At 43.2% G+C, this 15,793-nt stretch carries 12 protein-coding genes; 3 read left to right on the top strand and 9 right to left on the bottom strand.

From position 1 onward, the window contains the following. Positions 1-20 precede the first annotated feature (20 nt). From AACQ83_RS09545 to AACQ83_RS09510, 8 genes are all read right to left on the bottom strand, one after another. On the bottom strand, positions 21-1,568 hold the full coding sequence (locus AACQ83_RS09545; RefSeq protein ID WP_112877264.1) for a pyridoxal phosphate-dependent decarboxylase family protein: 1,548 nt from the start codon (positions 1,566-1,568) through the stop codon (positions 21-23). Positions 1,569-1,736: 168 nt separating this feature from the next. After that, positions 1,737-2,513 (bottom strand): siderophore-iron reductase FhuF, encoded by a 777-nt coding sequence (gene fhuF, locus AACQ83_RS09540; RefSeq protein WP_192881004.1) that lies wholly within the window; start codon positions 2,511-2,513, stop codon positions 1,737-1,739. Positions 2,514-2,823: 310 nt separating this feature from the next. Next, complete coding sequence (locus AACQ83_RS09535; protein ID WP_112877262.1) at positions 2,824-3,636, bottom strand: ABC transporter ATP-binding protein; 813 nt, start codon at positions 3,634-3,636, stop codon at positions 2,824-2,826. Then, entirely contained in the window at positions 3,621-4,682 is a 1,062-nt protein-coding gene (locus AACQ83_RS09530) for a FecCD family ABC transporter permease (protein WP_112877261.1), read from the bottom strand. The genes AACQ83_RS09535 and AACQ83_RS09530 overlap by 16 nt, the downstream gene beginning before the upstream one ends. Beyond that, positions 4,669-5,682, bottom strand: a complete 1,014-nt coding sequence (locus tag AACQ83_RS09525; RefSeq protein ID WP_112877260.1) for a FecCD family ABC transporter permease — start codon at positions 5,680-5,682, stop codon at positions 4,669-4,671. The genes AACQ83_RS09530 and AACQ83_RS09525 overlap by 14 nt, the downstream gene beginning before the upstream one ends. Beyond that, positions 5,679-6,692: an iron-siderophore ABC transporter substrate-binding protein gene (locus AACQ83_RS09520; RefSeq protein WP_112877259.1), complete on the bottom strand. Its 1,014-nt coding sequence runs from the start codon at positions 6,690-6,692 to the stop codon at positions 5,679-5,681. Before AACQ83_RS09520 ends, AACQ83_RS09525 begins: the two co-directional genes overlap by 4 nt. A gap of 67 nt (positions 6,693-6,759) precedes the next feature. After that, positions 6,760-8,997, bottom strand: coding sequence for a TonB-dependent siderophore receptor (locus AACQ83_RS09515; RefSeq protein ID WP_112877258.1), 2,238 nt, complete (start codon positions 8,995-8,997; stop codon positions 6,760-6,762). 51 nt (positions 8,998-9,048) lie between these two features. After that, positions 9,049-10,872: an IucA/IucC family protein gene (locus AACQ83_RS09510; RefSeq protein ID WP_112877257.1), complete on the bottom strand. Its 1,824-nt coding sequence runs from the start codon at positions 10,870-10,872 to the stop codon at positions 9,049-9,051. Between the two features lie 448 nt (positions 10,873-11,320). Here AACQ83_RS09510 and recQ point away from each other — a divergent pair, with 448 nt between their 5' ends. The 3 genes from recQ to yigL are packed head-to-tail and all read left to right on the top strand — an operon-like array spanning position 11,321 to position 14,988. Next, positions 11,321-13,147, top strand: coding sequence for an ATP-dependent DNA helicase RecQ (gene recQ, locus AACQ83_RS09505; protein ID WP_112877256.1), 1,827 nt, complete (start codon positions 11,321-11,323; stop codon positions 13,145-13,147). A gap of 14 nt (positions 13,148-13,161) precedes the next feature. Next, positions 13,162-14,160 (top strand): lysophospholipase L2, encoded by a 999-nt coding sequence (pldB, locus tag AACQ83_RS09500; protein ID WP_112877255.1) that lies wholly within the window; start codon positions 13,162-13,164, stop codon positions 14,158-14,160. A 27-nt stretch (positions 14,161-14,187) separates the two neighbouring features. Further along, positions 14,188-14,988: a sugar/pyridoxal phosphate phosphatase YigL gene (gene yigL, locus AACQ83_RS09495; protein WP_112877254.1), complete on the top strand. Its 801-nt coding sequence runs from the start codon at positions 14,188-14,190 to the stop codon at positions 14,986-14,988. A 66-nt stretch (positions 14,989-15,054) separates the two neighbouring features. Here yigL and AACQ83_RS09490 read toward each other — a convergent pair whose 3' ends face one another. Continuing rightward, complete coding sequence (locus AACQ83_RS09490; protein WP_112877253.1) at positions 15,055-15,789, bottom strand: immunity 52 family protein; 735 nt, start codon at positions 15,787-15,789, stop codon at positions 15,055-15,057. Positions 15,790-15,793 lie beyond the last annotated feature (4 nt).

The following is a 15,793-nucleotide window of genomic DNA, read 5'->3' as shown; positions in this document are numbered from 1 at the left end:
CCTGGTAAACAGTATTAATCTCATAAGTTGTTGTTATGGGTTGCCAGAAAATCGTTTCCGTGCATTACGATGCTGTGCACAATTTCTTGTAGATGTTGCTGGTTTGTTGCCGGGTTAAGGAAAGTAAATTTCAGATATTGTCTACCATTGACTTTGGTACCCGCAATAACGGTATTACCTTCACGGAATAGTGCCTTACGAATGGCCGCATTGATGGCGTCAATATCTGCATCAGGTAATTTTTGTTTAGGAATAAAACGGAAAACCAAAGTACTTAATTCTGGATAATGAATAAGTTCAAAATAGGGATTCTGTGCCATTAATCGATAGGCATCCTGAGCCGTATCGACCACTTTATCAAAAGCTTGTCCGAGTCGTTTTGCACCCATAATTCGTAATGTCAGCCACATTTTCAATGCATCAAAACGACGAGTTGTCTGGATACTTTTATTGACCAGATTGGGCGTACCTTCTTGTAACGCACTGAGTGGATTTAAATATTCGGCATGATAAGTCAAATGGGATAAATGCTTCTTATTTTTGACGAAGAAAGCACTGCAACTAACGGGTTGGAAGAATGACTTATGGTAATCCACCGTGACAGAATCCGCTAAATTGATGCCTTCCAGTAGATGAGCGCGGCGAGGCGAAACCAGTAAACCGCATCCGTATGCCGCATCCACATGTAACCAGATACCATACTGTTTGGCGATAGCCGCGATAGGATGAAGTGGGTCAATACTGCCGAAATCTGTGGTACCCGTCGTAGCAACAATGGCAAAAGGAATGTTGCCCTGTTCGATGCATTGGTTAATGCTTTGTTCCAATGCTTGAGGGTCCATGCGGAACTCACTGTCATGAGGAACAGAGATAACGGCGTTATATCCCAAACCAAGGATAGCAGCGGCTTTTTGTGTACTGAAGTGGCTGACTGTCGAGGTAAAAATACGTAGTTTATGAAAATCTGTCGGCAGACCATGTAGCTGATTTTTATGTTCAGGATTGCGCTGGTGACAAAAGTGGTCCCGCGCAAGTAGTATTGCCATCAGATTTGATTGGGTACCGCCACTAGTAAAGATACCATCGGCATTTGTGCCTAATGCCATTTTATCTCGTGTCCAGTCGAGAACTTTTTGCTCTATTAGTGTCCCGCCAGCGCTTTGATCCCAGGTATCCAGTGAAGAATTAATTGCGCCAATAATGGTTTCAGCCAGAACAGCGGGTAATACCAGTGGACAATTAAGATGAGCAACATATTTTGGATGATGAAAATAAACAGCATCTTTAAGATAAAGTTGCTGTAGCTCATCTAAGGCTTGGTTTAATGAGGTCAGAGGAAGATCTAAATTCACTTTAGAAAATAGCGGGGATAACTCATGGGGTAATATCCCACTGAAAGGTCTATCTACCCGCTGTAGTATTTTCTTTATTCTGGTAATGACATTATAGGCGTCATCGAGATAGTCTCCAGCACTATGCATATTTAAGAAATATCTGGAAAAATCTTCTTCCGTTATATGACTATCTTCCGTGAGTGGATGGTTTAATAGCAGAGCATCTCCGTACATTATATATCCTTTTTATCTCATATATAGGTTATAATTTGGTTATTTCCCAACATAATTGATTTTATTATGTGTAATATTGGGTTAGAGTAAATAACTGTTGAATAATAGCGCGATTAAATCATAATAATCTCTTTCTACCTAAGCAGATAAAAATTATAGAATAGAATGTTAATGTTTGTTTTCTACTTTGGATTCCAAAGGGCAATCATGGCAATTACCGACGCCAGGTAGTTTATTTCTCTGGCAACAACTGCGACGTTGCATATTGTTATGCCGTAAAATAACAGTACGGTAAAGGGGGTTATCTCTACCATCAGGTAATTGTGGTTCCATAAAAAGACCATTTATAATTTCTTGATATAACTTGCTATTTATTCTTGTGCTGAATTCTGCAAGATACCAATACATAAGATAACCAATATTATTCCACAGGAGACGTCTATTTATCCCTTGATATGATTCAATCTTTTCGCATACGGGAATAATATGGCGCTCCAAGAGAGAATAGTGGCGATGGAGTAATGATGAAGGAGCCTCATTCAGCCAGGTCAAATTATAGTAAAAAATATCTGGCCTACCGCTATCATGGAATTCAACCTGAAAAAGATTGTAATGGGTATCCACTGCTTGTGGATATTCCAGCAACATTAACATCATTGGGGGAATAACTAAACCAAAATACCATTGTGCCCATAAGGAATATAGGGCTTTCTGGTTAGGTTTTATATCATTGTCACCGTAATATTCATCTTGATAGCGCTGAATTAATACTGGAAATTTCCTTGTGTCTGACCACTGAGGGAAATTCATGCTATTAGTAGGGATATTATCTGCATTTATTCTCATGGTGGAAGAAAAATGGCTAAACGTTTGTTCAAATAACTGAATGATATCTTCAATTACCACTGTGGTTAAAGGTGTAATTGAATGCTTTGTCTCTGACACCACCAACTCCCTGCTTACATGTTCATACCACCTGATTGTAGTATCTTACATATGACTAATCATTGTAAATATAATTATGATAATTATTATTATTATCATTGTTATTATCAAGTGGTAAATATTTTGAGCGCCTATATTGCTTGCTTGTTAATACGACAAAACTATATACCCGTTATCTTTCAAGTTGCCTCTTTCTGTTGGCTGCACTCGCTCACCCCGGTCACATAGTTCGCTATGCTCCCGGGGATTCGCTCCCTTGCCGTCGCGATCCATCTTGAAATCCATAGGGTATAGGCAGCTCATTTCCCGTTCAGATAGGATTGTATCTTGGGATAATTAAAGGCTTACCAGATTCTGGATCGCAAATAATACGGCAGGCTAGACCAAACACATCAGCGATACTCTGCTCATTGATAATCTCTTCTGGCACACCTTCGGCGTAAATTTTGCCATTTTTCATCATGATTAAATGTGAGGCGTAACGTAGTGCCAGGTTAATATCGTGTAGTACCAGCACCAACGTTTTTCCCTGTAAATGTAAACGTTGACAAAGATCGAGCATTTCAATCTGATGGGTGATGTCCAGATAAGTGGTTGGTTCATCTAACAGTACAATGGGTGTTTGTTGTGCCAATGTCATAGCAAACCAAGCGCGTTGGCGCTGACCACCGGAAAGCTCATTCACTAACCGTTGCGACATCTCCTGGAGTTCGACCGCATGTAAAGCGTCGTTAACTGCTCGCTCATCTTCTGCTGACCACTGTCGTAAAAAGGATTGATGAGCGTAACGCCCACGTGAAACCAAATCGTATACGGTCAACGCTTCGGTGATGATTGCCCCTTGTGTTAGCAGAGATAGCTCACGTGCTACCGTTTTTGGTTTGTAATGTTGAATATTGTTCCCATCAAGCAGGATTTCGCCATGCTGTGGAGTTATACCTCGGCTAATGGCGCGTAGTAGTGTCGATTTTCCACAACCATTTGGGCCAATGATGACGCTGAATTCACCATCACGAATAGAAATATCCAGACACTCAACAATCGTTTTCTTGCCGTATGCTAGCGAAAGCGCTTGGGCTGTTAGTCGTGAGGCGGTGGTTGAGGAATTCATATCGAATGACATGACTTTGTTCTCCTTAATTCAGCGTACAGCAAATACATCAAATAGACACCGCCTACCCCTGCGGTGATAACGCCTATTGGCAGACGTGCCGAAGTAGGAAGTAGCAAAGTCATTAAATCGGAAGCGAGCAGTAGTAATGCTCCCACCAGTGCTGAGCAGAACAGCGCAGTGCCTTTGGCCCGTACCAAGCGGCGGGCGATTTGTGGAGCAGAAAGTGCGATAAAAGCCACCGGCCCGACAACCAGTACCGCCATTGAGGCCAGTATGACCGCCAGTGACAAACTCATAAGCTGAATGATACGTACTGGTACACCGAGCGTATTAGCAACTTCATAGCCCAGATTAACGTAGTTCAATTGCCGTCCTAGCCAGAGCAGAAGCGGAACAAACAGTATCATCGTTCCATAAATTAACCCAACATCTTGCCAGCGCCGGTTGGCGAGGCTACCGTGCAGCAGCGAAGCAAGTTGTTGCGCCTGCTCAAGGCGCACATTCGAGATAGCAAAATTAACAAATGCCATACAAAGGGCGGCGATAGCAATTCCAGAGATGACAATCCTGGTTGTTTGCATTTGTCCGGAGGCGCTAATGTTTCCTGCGTATACCAGTAGTACTGCGAAGCTGGCTCCTAGCAGCGCACCTAAAGCAACGGGGAAAACGCCAGGCCAGATGATCAGTGTGGTGACGATCCCTGCGGCAGCACCGGCATTCACGCCGATAATATCGGGGCTACCGAGTGCGTTACGGGTTGTTAGTTGAAAAAGTGAACCTGAGAGTGCCAGTGTTGCGCCCGCCCCGATAGCCACTAATGCGCGGGGTAAACGTAGCTGTGTGAGAATAAATTCCTGATAATGAGTTGAAGTTGCTAGCCAGGGGTTATCGATACCTTGCTTACCCAGTGCTAGAGAGAGATAAAATAGCACTGCAAGCAGTAACAATATCAATAAGATGGCTCTTTGGGTCCGTTGTGGAGGTACAAGAAAAACAGCAGTTCCCAACATGAAGGTTCGAATTTTTGCCGGTCTGGATAGGTTAATCTGCGACATAATTAACTCCACGATAGGTTTTAATAACCAGATAGAGCAACGGTCCACCGATTCCTGCGGTGATAATTCCCACCATGATCTCCCCGGGTGCTATCACCAACCGCGCCAGTATATCGGAAGTGAGCAACAGGCAAGGCCCGGCGAATAGACAATAGGGTAGTAGCCAGCGGAAATCGCTGCCAACTAAAGCCCGCATCAAGTGGGGGGCAGCCAAGCCAATAAAGGCAATGGGGCCTGCCATAGCGGTAGCCACTGCCGCCAGCATAGTAGCAGTAATAAGCGACAACACGCGGGTGCGGGCAATATTGGCGCCAAGTGAACTGGCGATGCTTTCACCAAACACCATCACATTCAGGGAAGCGCCGAGTGAAAGAGTCAATATCAAGGCGAATAATAGATAGGGTATCAGTGAACTCGCTTCTGCCAGAGACATTGCGCTAAGCGATCCAATAGTCCAGAAGCGGTAACTATCCAGTACATGCGCATTCATTAATACGAAACCTTGCACAAAAGCAAATAGACAGGCGTTAATGGCAGCACCAGTCAATACCATGCGTGCTGGATTGCTATTACGTTGTCCTCCACTGAGCAGGTAGAACAGCAATGTAGCTAGACTTGCGCCAATAAATGCTGTCCAGAAGCGTGGAAGTTCATTCAGTATGGGTATGAAAGAGAAACTGACGACCACCGCAGCAGCACCAGCGTTAACACCCAGTAAACCCGGTTCGGCGAGTGGATTACGCAGCAATCCCTGTGTTACGGCACCGGAAAGCGCCAGTGCTGCACCGGCCATGATGCCAATTAACGTACGTGGTTTGCGGGCATTGATGACCAGATCGCTATAGCTACCGCTGTCACCTAACCAATAGTGATGCCATATGGTTGATAGTGGTAACATTTTTGCGCCCAGACTCAGGCTGGCAATAATACAAATGAGGGTCAGCAGTATCATGAGACCTAAGCCAAGCAGCAGTAGGGATCGGCGTTTAGGATTTGTCATGATGATTTAATTGCCTCTGCCAGAATCGGCATAAATTGTGATAAACCCCAGCGCAAACTAAGCGGTGTACCGTAAGACATAGCAACGACCAATGATTGATCGGTTAGCGGAATATAACCTCCCTGGTGTACAGCTCGGATGGATTGAAATAACGGCTGTGCTTCCACTGCTTTACGTTCTTGTTCATTATTGAACCAGGTTATTAAGATATCAGCGCCATTAAGATAATCCGCATTTTCCAGTCCAATATTGGCGGCGAAACTGCCGAAGGGATCGGCCAGTGTGCTGACCGATGGCAGTAGCGTTAAACCAAGATGGACTAAGGTATCGACGCGTGGATCGCCTTTGACGTATACCGATAGCATGTTACTGCTGATACCCGCTTTGATATAGGCGAAAGTGTAGCCACTGATACACGGGATGGTATTACCTGATTCGCGTAATATGGCATCCAGTTCAGTAGCGAGTTGCTCTCCTTGCGGCTGTTTATCTAGCGCACGAGCAATTAATTCAATCTGCTGTTGTGGTGTCGTGAGCCAAGGGGCAGATGGATAAGCGATCACTGGGGCGAAATATGATAAATGGTCATAAATTTCTTGGGTGATGCCTGATTGGGTTGCCACAATCAGATCCGGTTTGAGACGAATTACCTTCTCAATGTCTAATTCGGGGTACATATCTATCACAGTTGGCAAAGTCTCGCCACGCTGTTGTATCGCTTGTTTAAACCACGGCAGATAGCCCTGTTCATCCCCGCCCCAACGGTGGGATTCGATACCGACAGGAACGATGCCTAGATCCAGTACGATATCTTCCGCTCCTGCACCCAAGGCAACAACACGTTGGGGTTGATGTGGAATCACCGCTGTACCCAATGCGGTAGTTATTTCTTTAGGATAACCGGGCTTGTCTGACGATATATTGTCTGTTCTGGCTGGCTTATCACAGCCAGCCAGCAGACTGACCAACAGCACCAATACGGCAAACCCTTTGTAACGCTTCAATTTCATTTTTTGTTTTCCTCAAATAAATAGAAACATAAGGTTTGCCGTCCGCAGTGTCATTATGACTTTAAACTCAGAACTTATAACGCAAGATCGCTTCAATATTGCGAGGTGCGCCATAGTAATACTGAGAATATTGGCCGAACTGGGTGTAGTAGGTCTTATCAAAGACGTTATTCAGGTTAACCGTCAAAGAGAGATCCGGTGTGAATTGATAACGGCTCATCAGGTTAACCACCGCGAAACTGTCTTGCTTCGCTTGCATTGATGTTTTCCCAGGCCCATCAACGGTTAACCAGGTTTTATCCTGCCAGTTAACACCACCACCGATGGTCAGATTACTCATCGCACCTGGCAGGGTGTAGGTGGTAAACAGTTTAAACAACCTGTTTGGCGTATTGGTATTGATTCGTACACCATTAGGATCTGTTGCGCGGAATTGCGTGTAACCAGTATAAAAACGCCAGTTATCTGTCAGTTGACCACTGATTTCTGCTTCAAACCCGCGAGTTTTGGTGCCATCCACTGTATAACGAGGAATGGAGAGATCCGGTAGTCTCGGTGCATTGTTATCTACTAATGGCAGGTTATCTTGACGGATTTCAAAGACTGCCAGTGAGTAATCAAGGCTGTTATCGAAGGCAACACCTTTTAGGCCTACTTCATAGTTTTGTCCGGACACTGGGGCAAGCAATTTATTATTGCGGTCACGGTGGCTTTCCGGGTTGAATATTTCGGTGTAACTGGTGTAAATCGACAGGTCTTGAGTAATGTTGTAGATCAACCCACCATAAGGAACAAATTCGTCACTGTAGCTGGCATTCTGTGGAGTATTGAAATTATCACCGCGTGTTTGCCAACTGGTTACCCGGCCGCCGAGGATCAAGGTCAGCGGATCTGCCAGAGAAATCTGAGTGACTGCATAACCTGCGGTCTGTTCATTACGCCCTTTTGAGCCATAAGTTCGCGTATTACTCCACTCTGGTTCAGGATATTGCCAGCCAGGAGAGGTGAAGTCACCCAGTCCGGTGCAACTGCCCTTAGGCATACAAGTTGCGTTGAAGTAATCGTTTTGGAAATCTTGTTGCTGATGATTTAAGCCGAAGCTGACATGATGAGTACGGTTAAATAACCGGTAGTCACCATTCACCTGTAGATCGTAGTTCTTCTGGCGGCGGCTGCCATCAATAAGTGTCATGTTACCTGGCACCATACCAATATTGGTGCTACGGTCAGGAAAACTTGTTGCCCATAGGACTTTTTGGTCCAGAGCGTTATTATCATAAGTAAAGGTGCCTTTTACACTCCAGCCGTTGTCAAAGTTATGTTGCAGGCTGGTAAAGGTAGAGAAGGTCCGAACTTTTGAAAAAGCCCAATCAGGTGCGTAGCTGTCGCTGCGTTTATAGTCTGTTTTGCTGCCGTCTGCAAAGTAGATTGGCAAACCACCAAACATACCGCCGCGGGTGTGGTTACGTTGATAATCAACGCCTATAGTCAGCAAGGTATTTTCTGTCAAATCTGCTTCAAGAACGCCATAGAACGGGTATCTTTCGTTGTTATTGCGATCAATAAAGGAGTTGGCCGCTTGATAGGCTGTAACGAAACGCCCGCGTAGGTTGCCACTGTTATTTAACGGGCCAGAGAGATCAAGGCCAGTGCGCCATTTATCCCAAGAACCGGCGCCAGCAGAGAATTCGCCACGGAAATCACGGGTCGGACGTTTACGAATCAGGTTAACGGCTGCTGAAGGATTGCCCGGGCCAACCATCAAACCGGCTGCTCCGCGTACCACTTCGATACGATCAAACAGGTCAGCATCCAGAAGATTGTCACCATAGTTAAAGCGGGTGTCGTAGTAGGTAGCAACCCCATCACGCAGGATGTTATTGATGGACATGCCACGAGAAGTAAACCCAAAACGATCACTATCAAACTGGCGTACGCTCATACCGGTTGTGCTATCGATGACGCTATTAACACTGTCCAGATTTTCGTCAAGCATACGTTGTTTGGTCACGACACTGACGGTCTGTGGTGTTTCACGCGCCGAGAGGTTTAGACCGGTGGCGGTGACCATCGACGTGGTATTGTACATCCCGGTGTCTTCGGTCACCCCTTCATGTTCTGCTCGTGAAGCGGTGACGAGTATCTTGTCATTTTGGGCAGTGGTTTTATCGCTTGTGCTCTGTGCACTTTCCGCGACTGCGTAGCTATTTCCCATCAATACTAACTGTATCGTCATTGCAAGGGTTGTCTTTTTAATCATGGAATCCTTTCGCAAAAACGGATACATCACTTTCTTATTATTCATTACATCCCCAAATATAAGTCTTTTGGTATTTATCTATGTTGATATTTTTATTTATTGTTGCTCTGCCTGACGAAAAGTAACCGAGTATTCATGGCGTAAAGCGTATAGTGGATTCACTAAAGTTCCGGCGAATTTGAGATTCTTTTCACGATCGTCGAGATCGATCATCTGTTGATTGTTCGCCATTTGCAGACGATTCAGGCAAGTACGAACAAATTCCTGCTTAAACAGATCGAACTTGCGGAATTTTTCAATCTGATGCAGATGTTGTGACTGATAATTATGGACACAGCGTGCAACCAGTAACCAGAAACGCTCTTCGGGTAGATTAAGATCTTTTTGCAACAGCGGAATTAGGTAGCGGAAGAAACAATCGAAAATATCAAGGAAGATGTAATTAATTTTCATGTCGTCTTCGATAGTGACGTGCAGGAAATTAATCTCTTCAGGCAGTTGAAGATCACCATTCAAAATAGCGACTTCTTCACCAATATCTTTCATCAACATTTTTGTCGGGCTGTTATTATCTAATACCAACATCAGGTTTTCGCCGTGTGGCATAAATACCAGATCATAGGTGAAGAAAGAGCGCAGTAATGGCGAGAGGTAAGCATCGAGATAACGTGACACCCACTCTTCTGCGTTTAAGCCGGAATACTTTACCAAAGCTGCGACGACGGAATGACCTTGATAATCGACATGCAGCAACGAAGCCATTGTCATCAGGCGCTGGTTATCCTGCAACAGCGTCATTGGGCTTTCGCGCCACAGTGCTGACAACATTTTCTTATGTGGACTGTCCTTTTTAATGGCTGACTCAAAGTAGTTATTGAAATAACCGAGAGCGGCACGTTCCCGTAGTACGGTAAAACCCTTCTGTTGGAAGAAACTGTCATTATGGACTAAGTTACTGAGCCATTCGTTGACTGATGGGGTTGTGACCATGCTGTGTGGATCGAGCCCGCGCATAAAGCCCATGTTCAACACGGAGAGGGCAGTCTTAACGTAGTTCTTCTTCGGTTGAGTAATATTGAAGAAAGTACGGATAGATTGCTGTGCGAGGTAGCGATCATGACCTTCTCCAAGATAAACAATATGATTATTGGCAATATCTGCCGCAAAGCTGATAGCAATACGGTGCTGCCACTGCCAGGGATGGAGAGGCATCAGATAATAATCTGATGGGCATAATCCCAACATATTAAGATGGCGTTCAAATTGGGCTGGCAGGTATTTCCCTAGCTCTTCTTCTATTAATTGTTGGTATGAGAGATCGGATAATGACGAGAAAATAGCTTTATTCTTATGTACCGCAATCCAGATTAAAGTCACGGGGCTGGCGCTTTCAGGTGCATAACGCTGATAATCATCGGCATCAAAACCAATTCGGCCATTATTGGCAATAAAGACTGGATGGCCTTCACTCATTGTCGTTTCAACGACTTGATAATCGGCATAAGCTAAATCTTGGGCTGTAAGTCGGTTGTACTGATATTTAAAAGCGTGACCGTAGAGCGTACTGGATATCTCGTCGAGATAAATCGGCAGCATTTTTTCCGGGATTTCCAACAGCGGATGCAACTCAATAATCAGTTGAATAGCATCAAGCGGTTGAGATTGATTATCCCTGAATTTGGTTACGGAAGCGGCATCAATATCAATATGATCGAGCTGATAAGTTTCCGCTTGAAAATGGTATTGGTAGTCACCTATTGTCAGAGAATACTGCTGCTGTCCATGATAGGTAGGATTAATTAATTTTTCGTGATATAGCTCACGTAATATTTTTGTCACCAGATGGCGATTGGCATGGAGCCAGTTCTCTGCGTTGAGGTGCAGAGTGTGATTATCGGAGTTAATATGCAGTGAACTCATGGTGATAACAATCCCTATTCATAATCAAAAATCCTATCCAACATAGTCGTTGTACACTGGAAACAAATCGGTACGCTTAATTCTGAAATTTTCGAATATAAGCATCCTTTTTCAAGTATTCATTCCGGTTCTCTTAGACAGGTGACTTTTGGGGTATTCAATTTTGATAACATTAATACAAATTATTATCATTAACAACTGTGTAAGTGTAAGGATTTACTCTATTTTTGCTTAAATAGCAGTCAAAAATGTGGCGTTATGGCGCTGCGTTGGGATGAGTAAGATGAATTGGGGGAGAATTTTTGATCGGCTGTAACCTTCAATTAAACCCGCTTTTATACTGAGATGATGTTCAATGACATGCTGTAATTATTTCCAGAGTGAGATAGCATAATGCCCAGGCGTTTTGAAAAGCGTCTGTGATTTTTTAATATGGTTGAGGAAAAGTGTGTCTACCGCAGAGGTCATTAATACGATATCACTGACAGAGCAGGTATTGCGGGAAACCTTTGGTTATTTGCAATTCCGGCCTGGTCAGCAACAAGTTATCAATACCATTCTTGAGGGGCGTGATTGTTTAGTCATTATGCCGACTGGTGGCGGTAAATCATTGTGTTACCAAATTCCGGCGCTGGTACAGGAAGGGGTAACTTTGGTTGTTTCGCCGTTGATCTCTTTAATGAAAGATCAGGTGGATCAACTGCGGGCAAATGGCGTTGCGGCGGATTGCTTGAATTCAACTCAGGTCCGCGAACAGCAGATTGATGTGATCCGGCGTTGCCGTCAGGGCATGATTAAATTGCTGTATATCGCCCCTGAGCGTTTGATGATGGATAACTTCCTTGAGCAACTTCTGGAATGGCAACCAGCAATGCTGGCTGTGGATGAAGCTCACTGTATTTCACAGTGGGGCCATGATTTCCGACCAGAATATCGGGCGTTGGGGCAGCTCAGGCAACGCTTTCCGACATTACCTGTCATTGCGTTGACGGCCACCGCAGATGAAACGACTCGCAATGATATTGTCCGACTACTGAATCTTAATAATCCACTTATCCATATCAGCAGTTTTGACCGCCCCAATATTCGTTATACCTTGATAGAAAAATACAAGCCATTGGATCAACTGTGGTTATTTATTCGCGGTCAAAAAGGTAAAAGCGGTATTGTTTACTGTAATAGCCGTAGCAAAGTTGAAGAGATATCAGAGCGTTTACAAAAACGTGGCTTGAGTGTTGCGCCATACCATGCCGGGTTGGATAACAGCCAGCGTGCGCGGGTGCAGGATGCATTTCAGCGTGATGATTTGCAAGTTGTAGTGGCAACCGTAGCATTTGGTATGGGAATTAATAAACCCAATGTTCGGTTTGTGGTTCATTTTAATATTCCACGTAATATCGAATCCTATTATCAGGAGACCGGGCGTGCCGGGCGTGATGGTCTGCCGGCGGAAGCGGTGTTGTTTTATGATCCTGCTGATATGGTATGGCTTCGCCGTTGTCTGGAAGAGAAAGAGGTGGGCACACAGCAGGATATTGAGCGGCATAAGCTCAATGCAATGGGGGCTTTTGCCGAAGCGCAAACTTGCCGCCGTCTAGTGTTATTGAACTATTTTGGTGAAAGCAAACAAACCCCTTGCAGTAACTGTGATATCTGTCTTGATCCACCAAAAAATTATGATGGCTTGGTGGATGCCCAAAAAGCGCTTTCTTGTATTTACCGGGTTGGGCAGCGCTTTGGTATTGGTTATATTGTTGAAGTGCTTAGAGGCGCGAATAATCAGCGTATCCGTGATATGAGACATGATCATTTGCCGGTTTATGGTATCGGTAAAGATCAAAGTCAGGAACACTGGGTGAGTGTATTGCGGCAGCTTATTCATTTAGGCTTTATCAGTCAAAACATTGCCAATTATTCTGCATTACAATTAACGGAAGCTGCGCGTCCGATATTGCGTGGTGAAGTTTCGCTAAAACTGGCTGTTCCACGAATACAGAATCTGAAAGGGCGTAATCAGCAAAGTAAATCGTATAGTGGTAATTATGATCGCAAACTATTTGCCAAGCTACGTAAATTACGGAAATCTATTGCTGACGAAGAAAATATCCCTCCTTTTGTTGTATTTAACGATGTCACGCTGATTGAAATGGCAGAGCAATGCCCGGTGACGGAGGGTGAAATGTTATTAATCAACGGGGTAGGGCAACGGAAACTTGAACGTTTTGGTAATGTCTTTATGGCCTTAATACGTGAACATCTAGAGGAGTTTGGATAGTCAGAGGGCAACTTATGACGCCAGAAATGTTGAAAGAAAGTTGGCTCAATCGTGAGATGCAGTTTTCTGCTTTTGCCAACGGGCCTTTAGTAGATTTTTGGCAAGCCAGGGAAGAGTGTGAATTTATTGGTGTCGATAATGTACTGATACGTTATGTCCGTTTTTGTGCAACGATAAAAAATTATAGAGCGGTTGTTATCTTTCCTGGCCGTAGTGAAAGTTATGTTAAATACTCGGAAGTTGCATTTGATTTTTATCACCTTGGCTACGACATTTTTATTATTGATCATCGTGGACAGGGGCGATCCAGTAGGATGCTTGCAGATCCACAAAAAGGGCATGTAGAAAAATTTGATGATTATATTGATGACGTTGAAATATTAATAGAAAGAGAAATTCTTCCTCGTCATTATTCTCACTGTTATGCGTTAGCCCATTCAATGGGTGCGGCAATATTAGGGGGATTTTTATTACGTCACGGCCAGGTATTTGATGCAGCAGCCCTTTGTGCTCCTATGTTTGGTATTAACTTTCCTATGCCACGTTGGTTGGCAACTTTCCTGGTAAATCGGGCTGAAAAGCGGCCAGATATGCGCAACCATTATGCGGTACTAACTGGGAAATGGCGTCCGTTGCCTTATTTGATAAACCTTCTGACACATAGTTATGAACGTTATAGCCGTTACCTCCGTTATTACGCGGATAATCCGGAATTACGCATAGGTGGCCCAACATATCACTGGATGAGGGAAAGTATCTGGATTGGCGATATGCTGATAGAAAAAGCCGGAGAAATTGAGACACCGCTGATGGTCTTAGAAGCCAGTGAGGATAAAGTCATTAATAATCAGAAAATACGGGCTTTTTGTGAATTACGTAGGAGAGAGAGGGCTTTCATTGAAGAGCCGTTACTGTTAATTATTCAGGGGTCGCATCATGAAATCCTATTTGAAAAAGATAAATTACGTAGCCAGGCACTCAACGCCATTTGTGATTTTTTTGACCAGAATTGACTCAATTAAATGATAGGAACGATAACTATGTATCACATTGTTGCTTCAGATTTAGATGGCACTTTGCTGTCTCCTGATCACAAATTGACTTCTTACACCAAGGAAACTCTTAATTTACTGACCAATAAAGGCATTCATTTTATTTTTGCTACTGGTCGTCATCATGTAGATGTTGCGCAAATCCGAGATGTTCTTGGTATTGATGCCTATATGATTACTTCCAATGGCGCTCGGGTACACAATGCTATGGGTGAACTGGTTTTCAGTCACAATGTTGAGCCTGAGATTGTGCATGACTTGTGTCTAATGGAGTTTGATAACGCTGATATTTTGACGAATTATTATTGTCATGATCACTGGTATATGAATCGTGAATGCCCTGAGCAGAAAGAATTTTTTCAGGAATCAGTGTTTCATTATCAACTTTTTGAGCGTGACAACTTCAAAACCGATGATGTATGCAAAGTTTATTTTACCTGCGAAGATCATGATCTATTGGTTGTGTTGGAAGAGAAAATCAAAACACGTTGGGGTGATAGAGTCAATGTGAGTTTCTCGTTGCGCAATTGCCTGGAAGTGATGGCAGGTGGAGTGTCGAAAGGTCATGCACTTGAGCGGGTAGCCCAATCTATGGGCTATAAACTGAGTGATTGTATTGCTTTTGGTGATGGCATGAATGACTTTGAAATGCTGACGGTAGCAGGTAAGGGCTGTATTATGCAGGATGCTCACCAGCGCTTGAAAGATATCCTGCCAGAAATGGAAGTGATTGGCTCAAACGCTGATGATGCAGTTTCCCATTATTTGTGCGAAATGTATCAGGTTTAATTTATTATCCATTGTAATTACAGCGCTATTGGCGCTGTTTTTTCATTTATTTACTGTTTGTCATATTTATAGCTCTGTCATCAATGGTAGTATTTGTAAATCCCGTAAACAGATTTCAATATCATTGGCTTTATTGATATGCTCTTGGTTTTCAATATCAAAAATATCTTTTGTCGTAATAATCAATGAGCCTTTTTTGTCATTTTTATCAGAAACAGGTATTATTTCTTCTGCCCTTGGAACTAAAGTTGGGTCTATTTCTATTGGTAAATAGAGCATCCAGCCGGAATGAATTCTATCTGGAAAAACTTGTTTTTGTTTTAACGAATAACCTCTTGTATCTACTAAAATAAATGGAGAGTTTCTAATCGATATTGAATTTTTTAAAAGCTCAATAATATCTTGAAAATTAAATTTATCTTTTTCTAAATTGATGCTTATAGATATATTAGTTTTACCTAATCTAACAGGATTAACATGGATTTTATCTTCACCCATATATAGAATACTGTTGTTGTTCTCATCTACTCCATCAGATAATGATTTCACAATAAATCCAGAGTTTTCATCATAAGTTTCTTTAAAATCCTCTATAGCATATTTAGTAGGTCCATTTTCATCAAATGCATTATTTTTTAATCTTTCTTCTTGAGTATAACCAGGCAAATACCAACCACTTTTTCTAGTTGTTAACTTATTTATCTTGCATGTAATTTGATATAAATCAAGTAATGCATTTTCAGGAGTTAAAGCCTCATTTGAGTCATGAAATAATTTTATTCTTGAAAAGATCATTGACATTTTT

It is taken from the genome of Photorhabdus sp. S10-54 (genome assembly GCF_963878145.1).
Classification (GTDB): Bacteria; Pseudomonadota; Gammaproteobacteria; order Enterobacterales; family Enterobacteriaceae; genus Photorhabdus; species Photorhabdus kayaii.
Note: the sequence above shows the minus strand (reverse complement) of the source record. Positions and strands in the feature narration are given on the sequence as shown.

What these genes read in the sequence shown, in the direction of transcription:
- AACQ83_RS09490 (WP_112877253.1), bottom strand. Translation starts at nt 15,789, where the DNA reads ATGTCAATGATCTTTTCAAGAATAAAATTATTTCATGACTCAAATGAG.
- AACQ83_RS09520 (WP_112877259.1), bottom strand. Translation starts at nt 6,692, where the DNA reads ATGAAATTGAAGCGTTACAAAGGGTTTGCCGTATTGGTGCTGTTGGTC.
- AACQ83_RS09515 (WP_112877258.1), bottom strand. Translation starts at nt 8,997, where the DNA reads ATGAATAATAAGAAAGTGATGTATCCGTTTTTGCGAAAGGATTCCATG.
- AACQ83_RS09530 (WP_112877261.1), bottom strand. Translation starts at nt 4,682, where the DNA reads ATGTCGCAGATTAACCTATCCAGACCGGCAAAAATTCGAACCTTCATG.
- yigL (WP_112877254.1), top strand. Translation starts at nt 14,188, where the DNA reads ATGTATCACATTGTTGCTTCAGATTTAGATGGCACTTTGCTGTCTCCT.
- AACQ83_RS09545 (WP_112877264.1), bottom strand. Translation starts at nt 1,568, where the DNA reads ATGTACGGAGATGCTCTGCTATTAAACCATCCACTCACGGAAGATAGT.
- AACQ83_RS09535 (WP_112877262.1), bottom strand. Translation starts at nt 3,636, where the DNA reads ATGTCATTCGATATGAATTCCTCAACCACCGCCTCACGACTAACAGCC.
- pldB (WP_112877255.1), top strand. Translation starts at nt 13,162, where the DNA reads ATGACGCCAGAAATGTTGAAAGAAAGTTGGCTCAATCGTGAGATGCAG.
- AACQ83_RS09525 (WP_112877260.1), bottom strand. Translation starts at nt 5,682, where the DNA reads ATGACAAATCCTAAACGCCGATCCCTACTGCTGCTTGGCTTAGGTCTC.
- AACQ83_RS09510 (WP_112877257.1), bottom strand. Translation starts at nt 10,872, where the DNA reads ATGAGTTCACTGCATATTAACTCCGATAATCACACTCTGCACCTCAAC.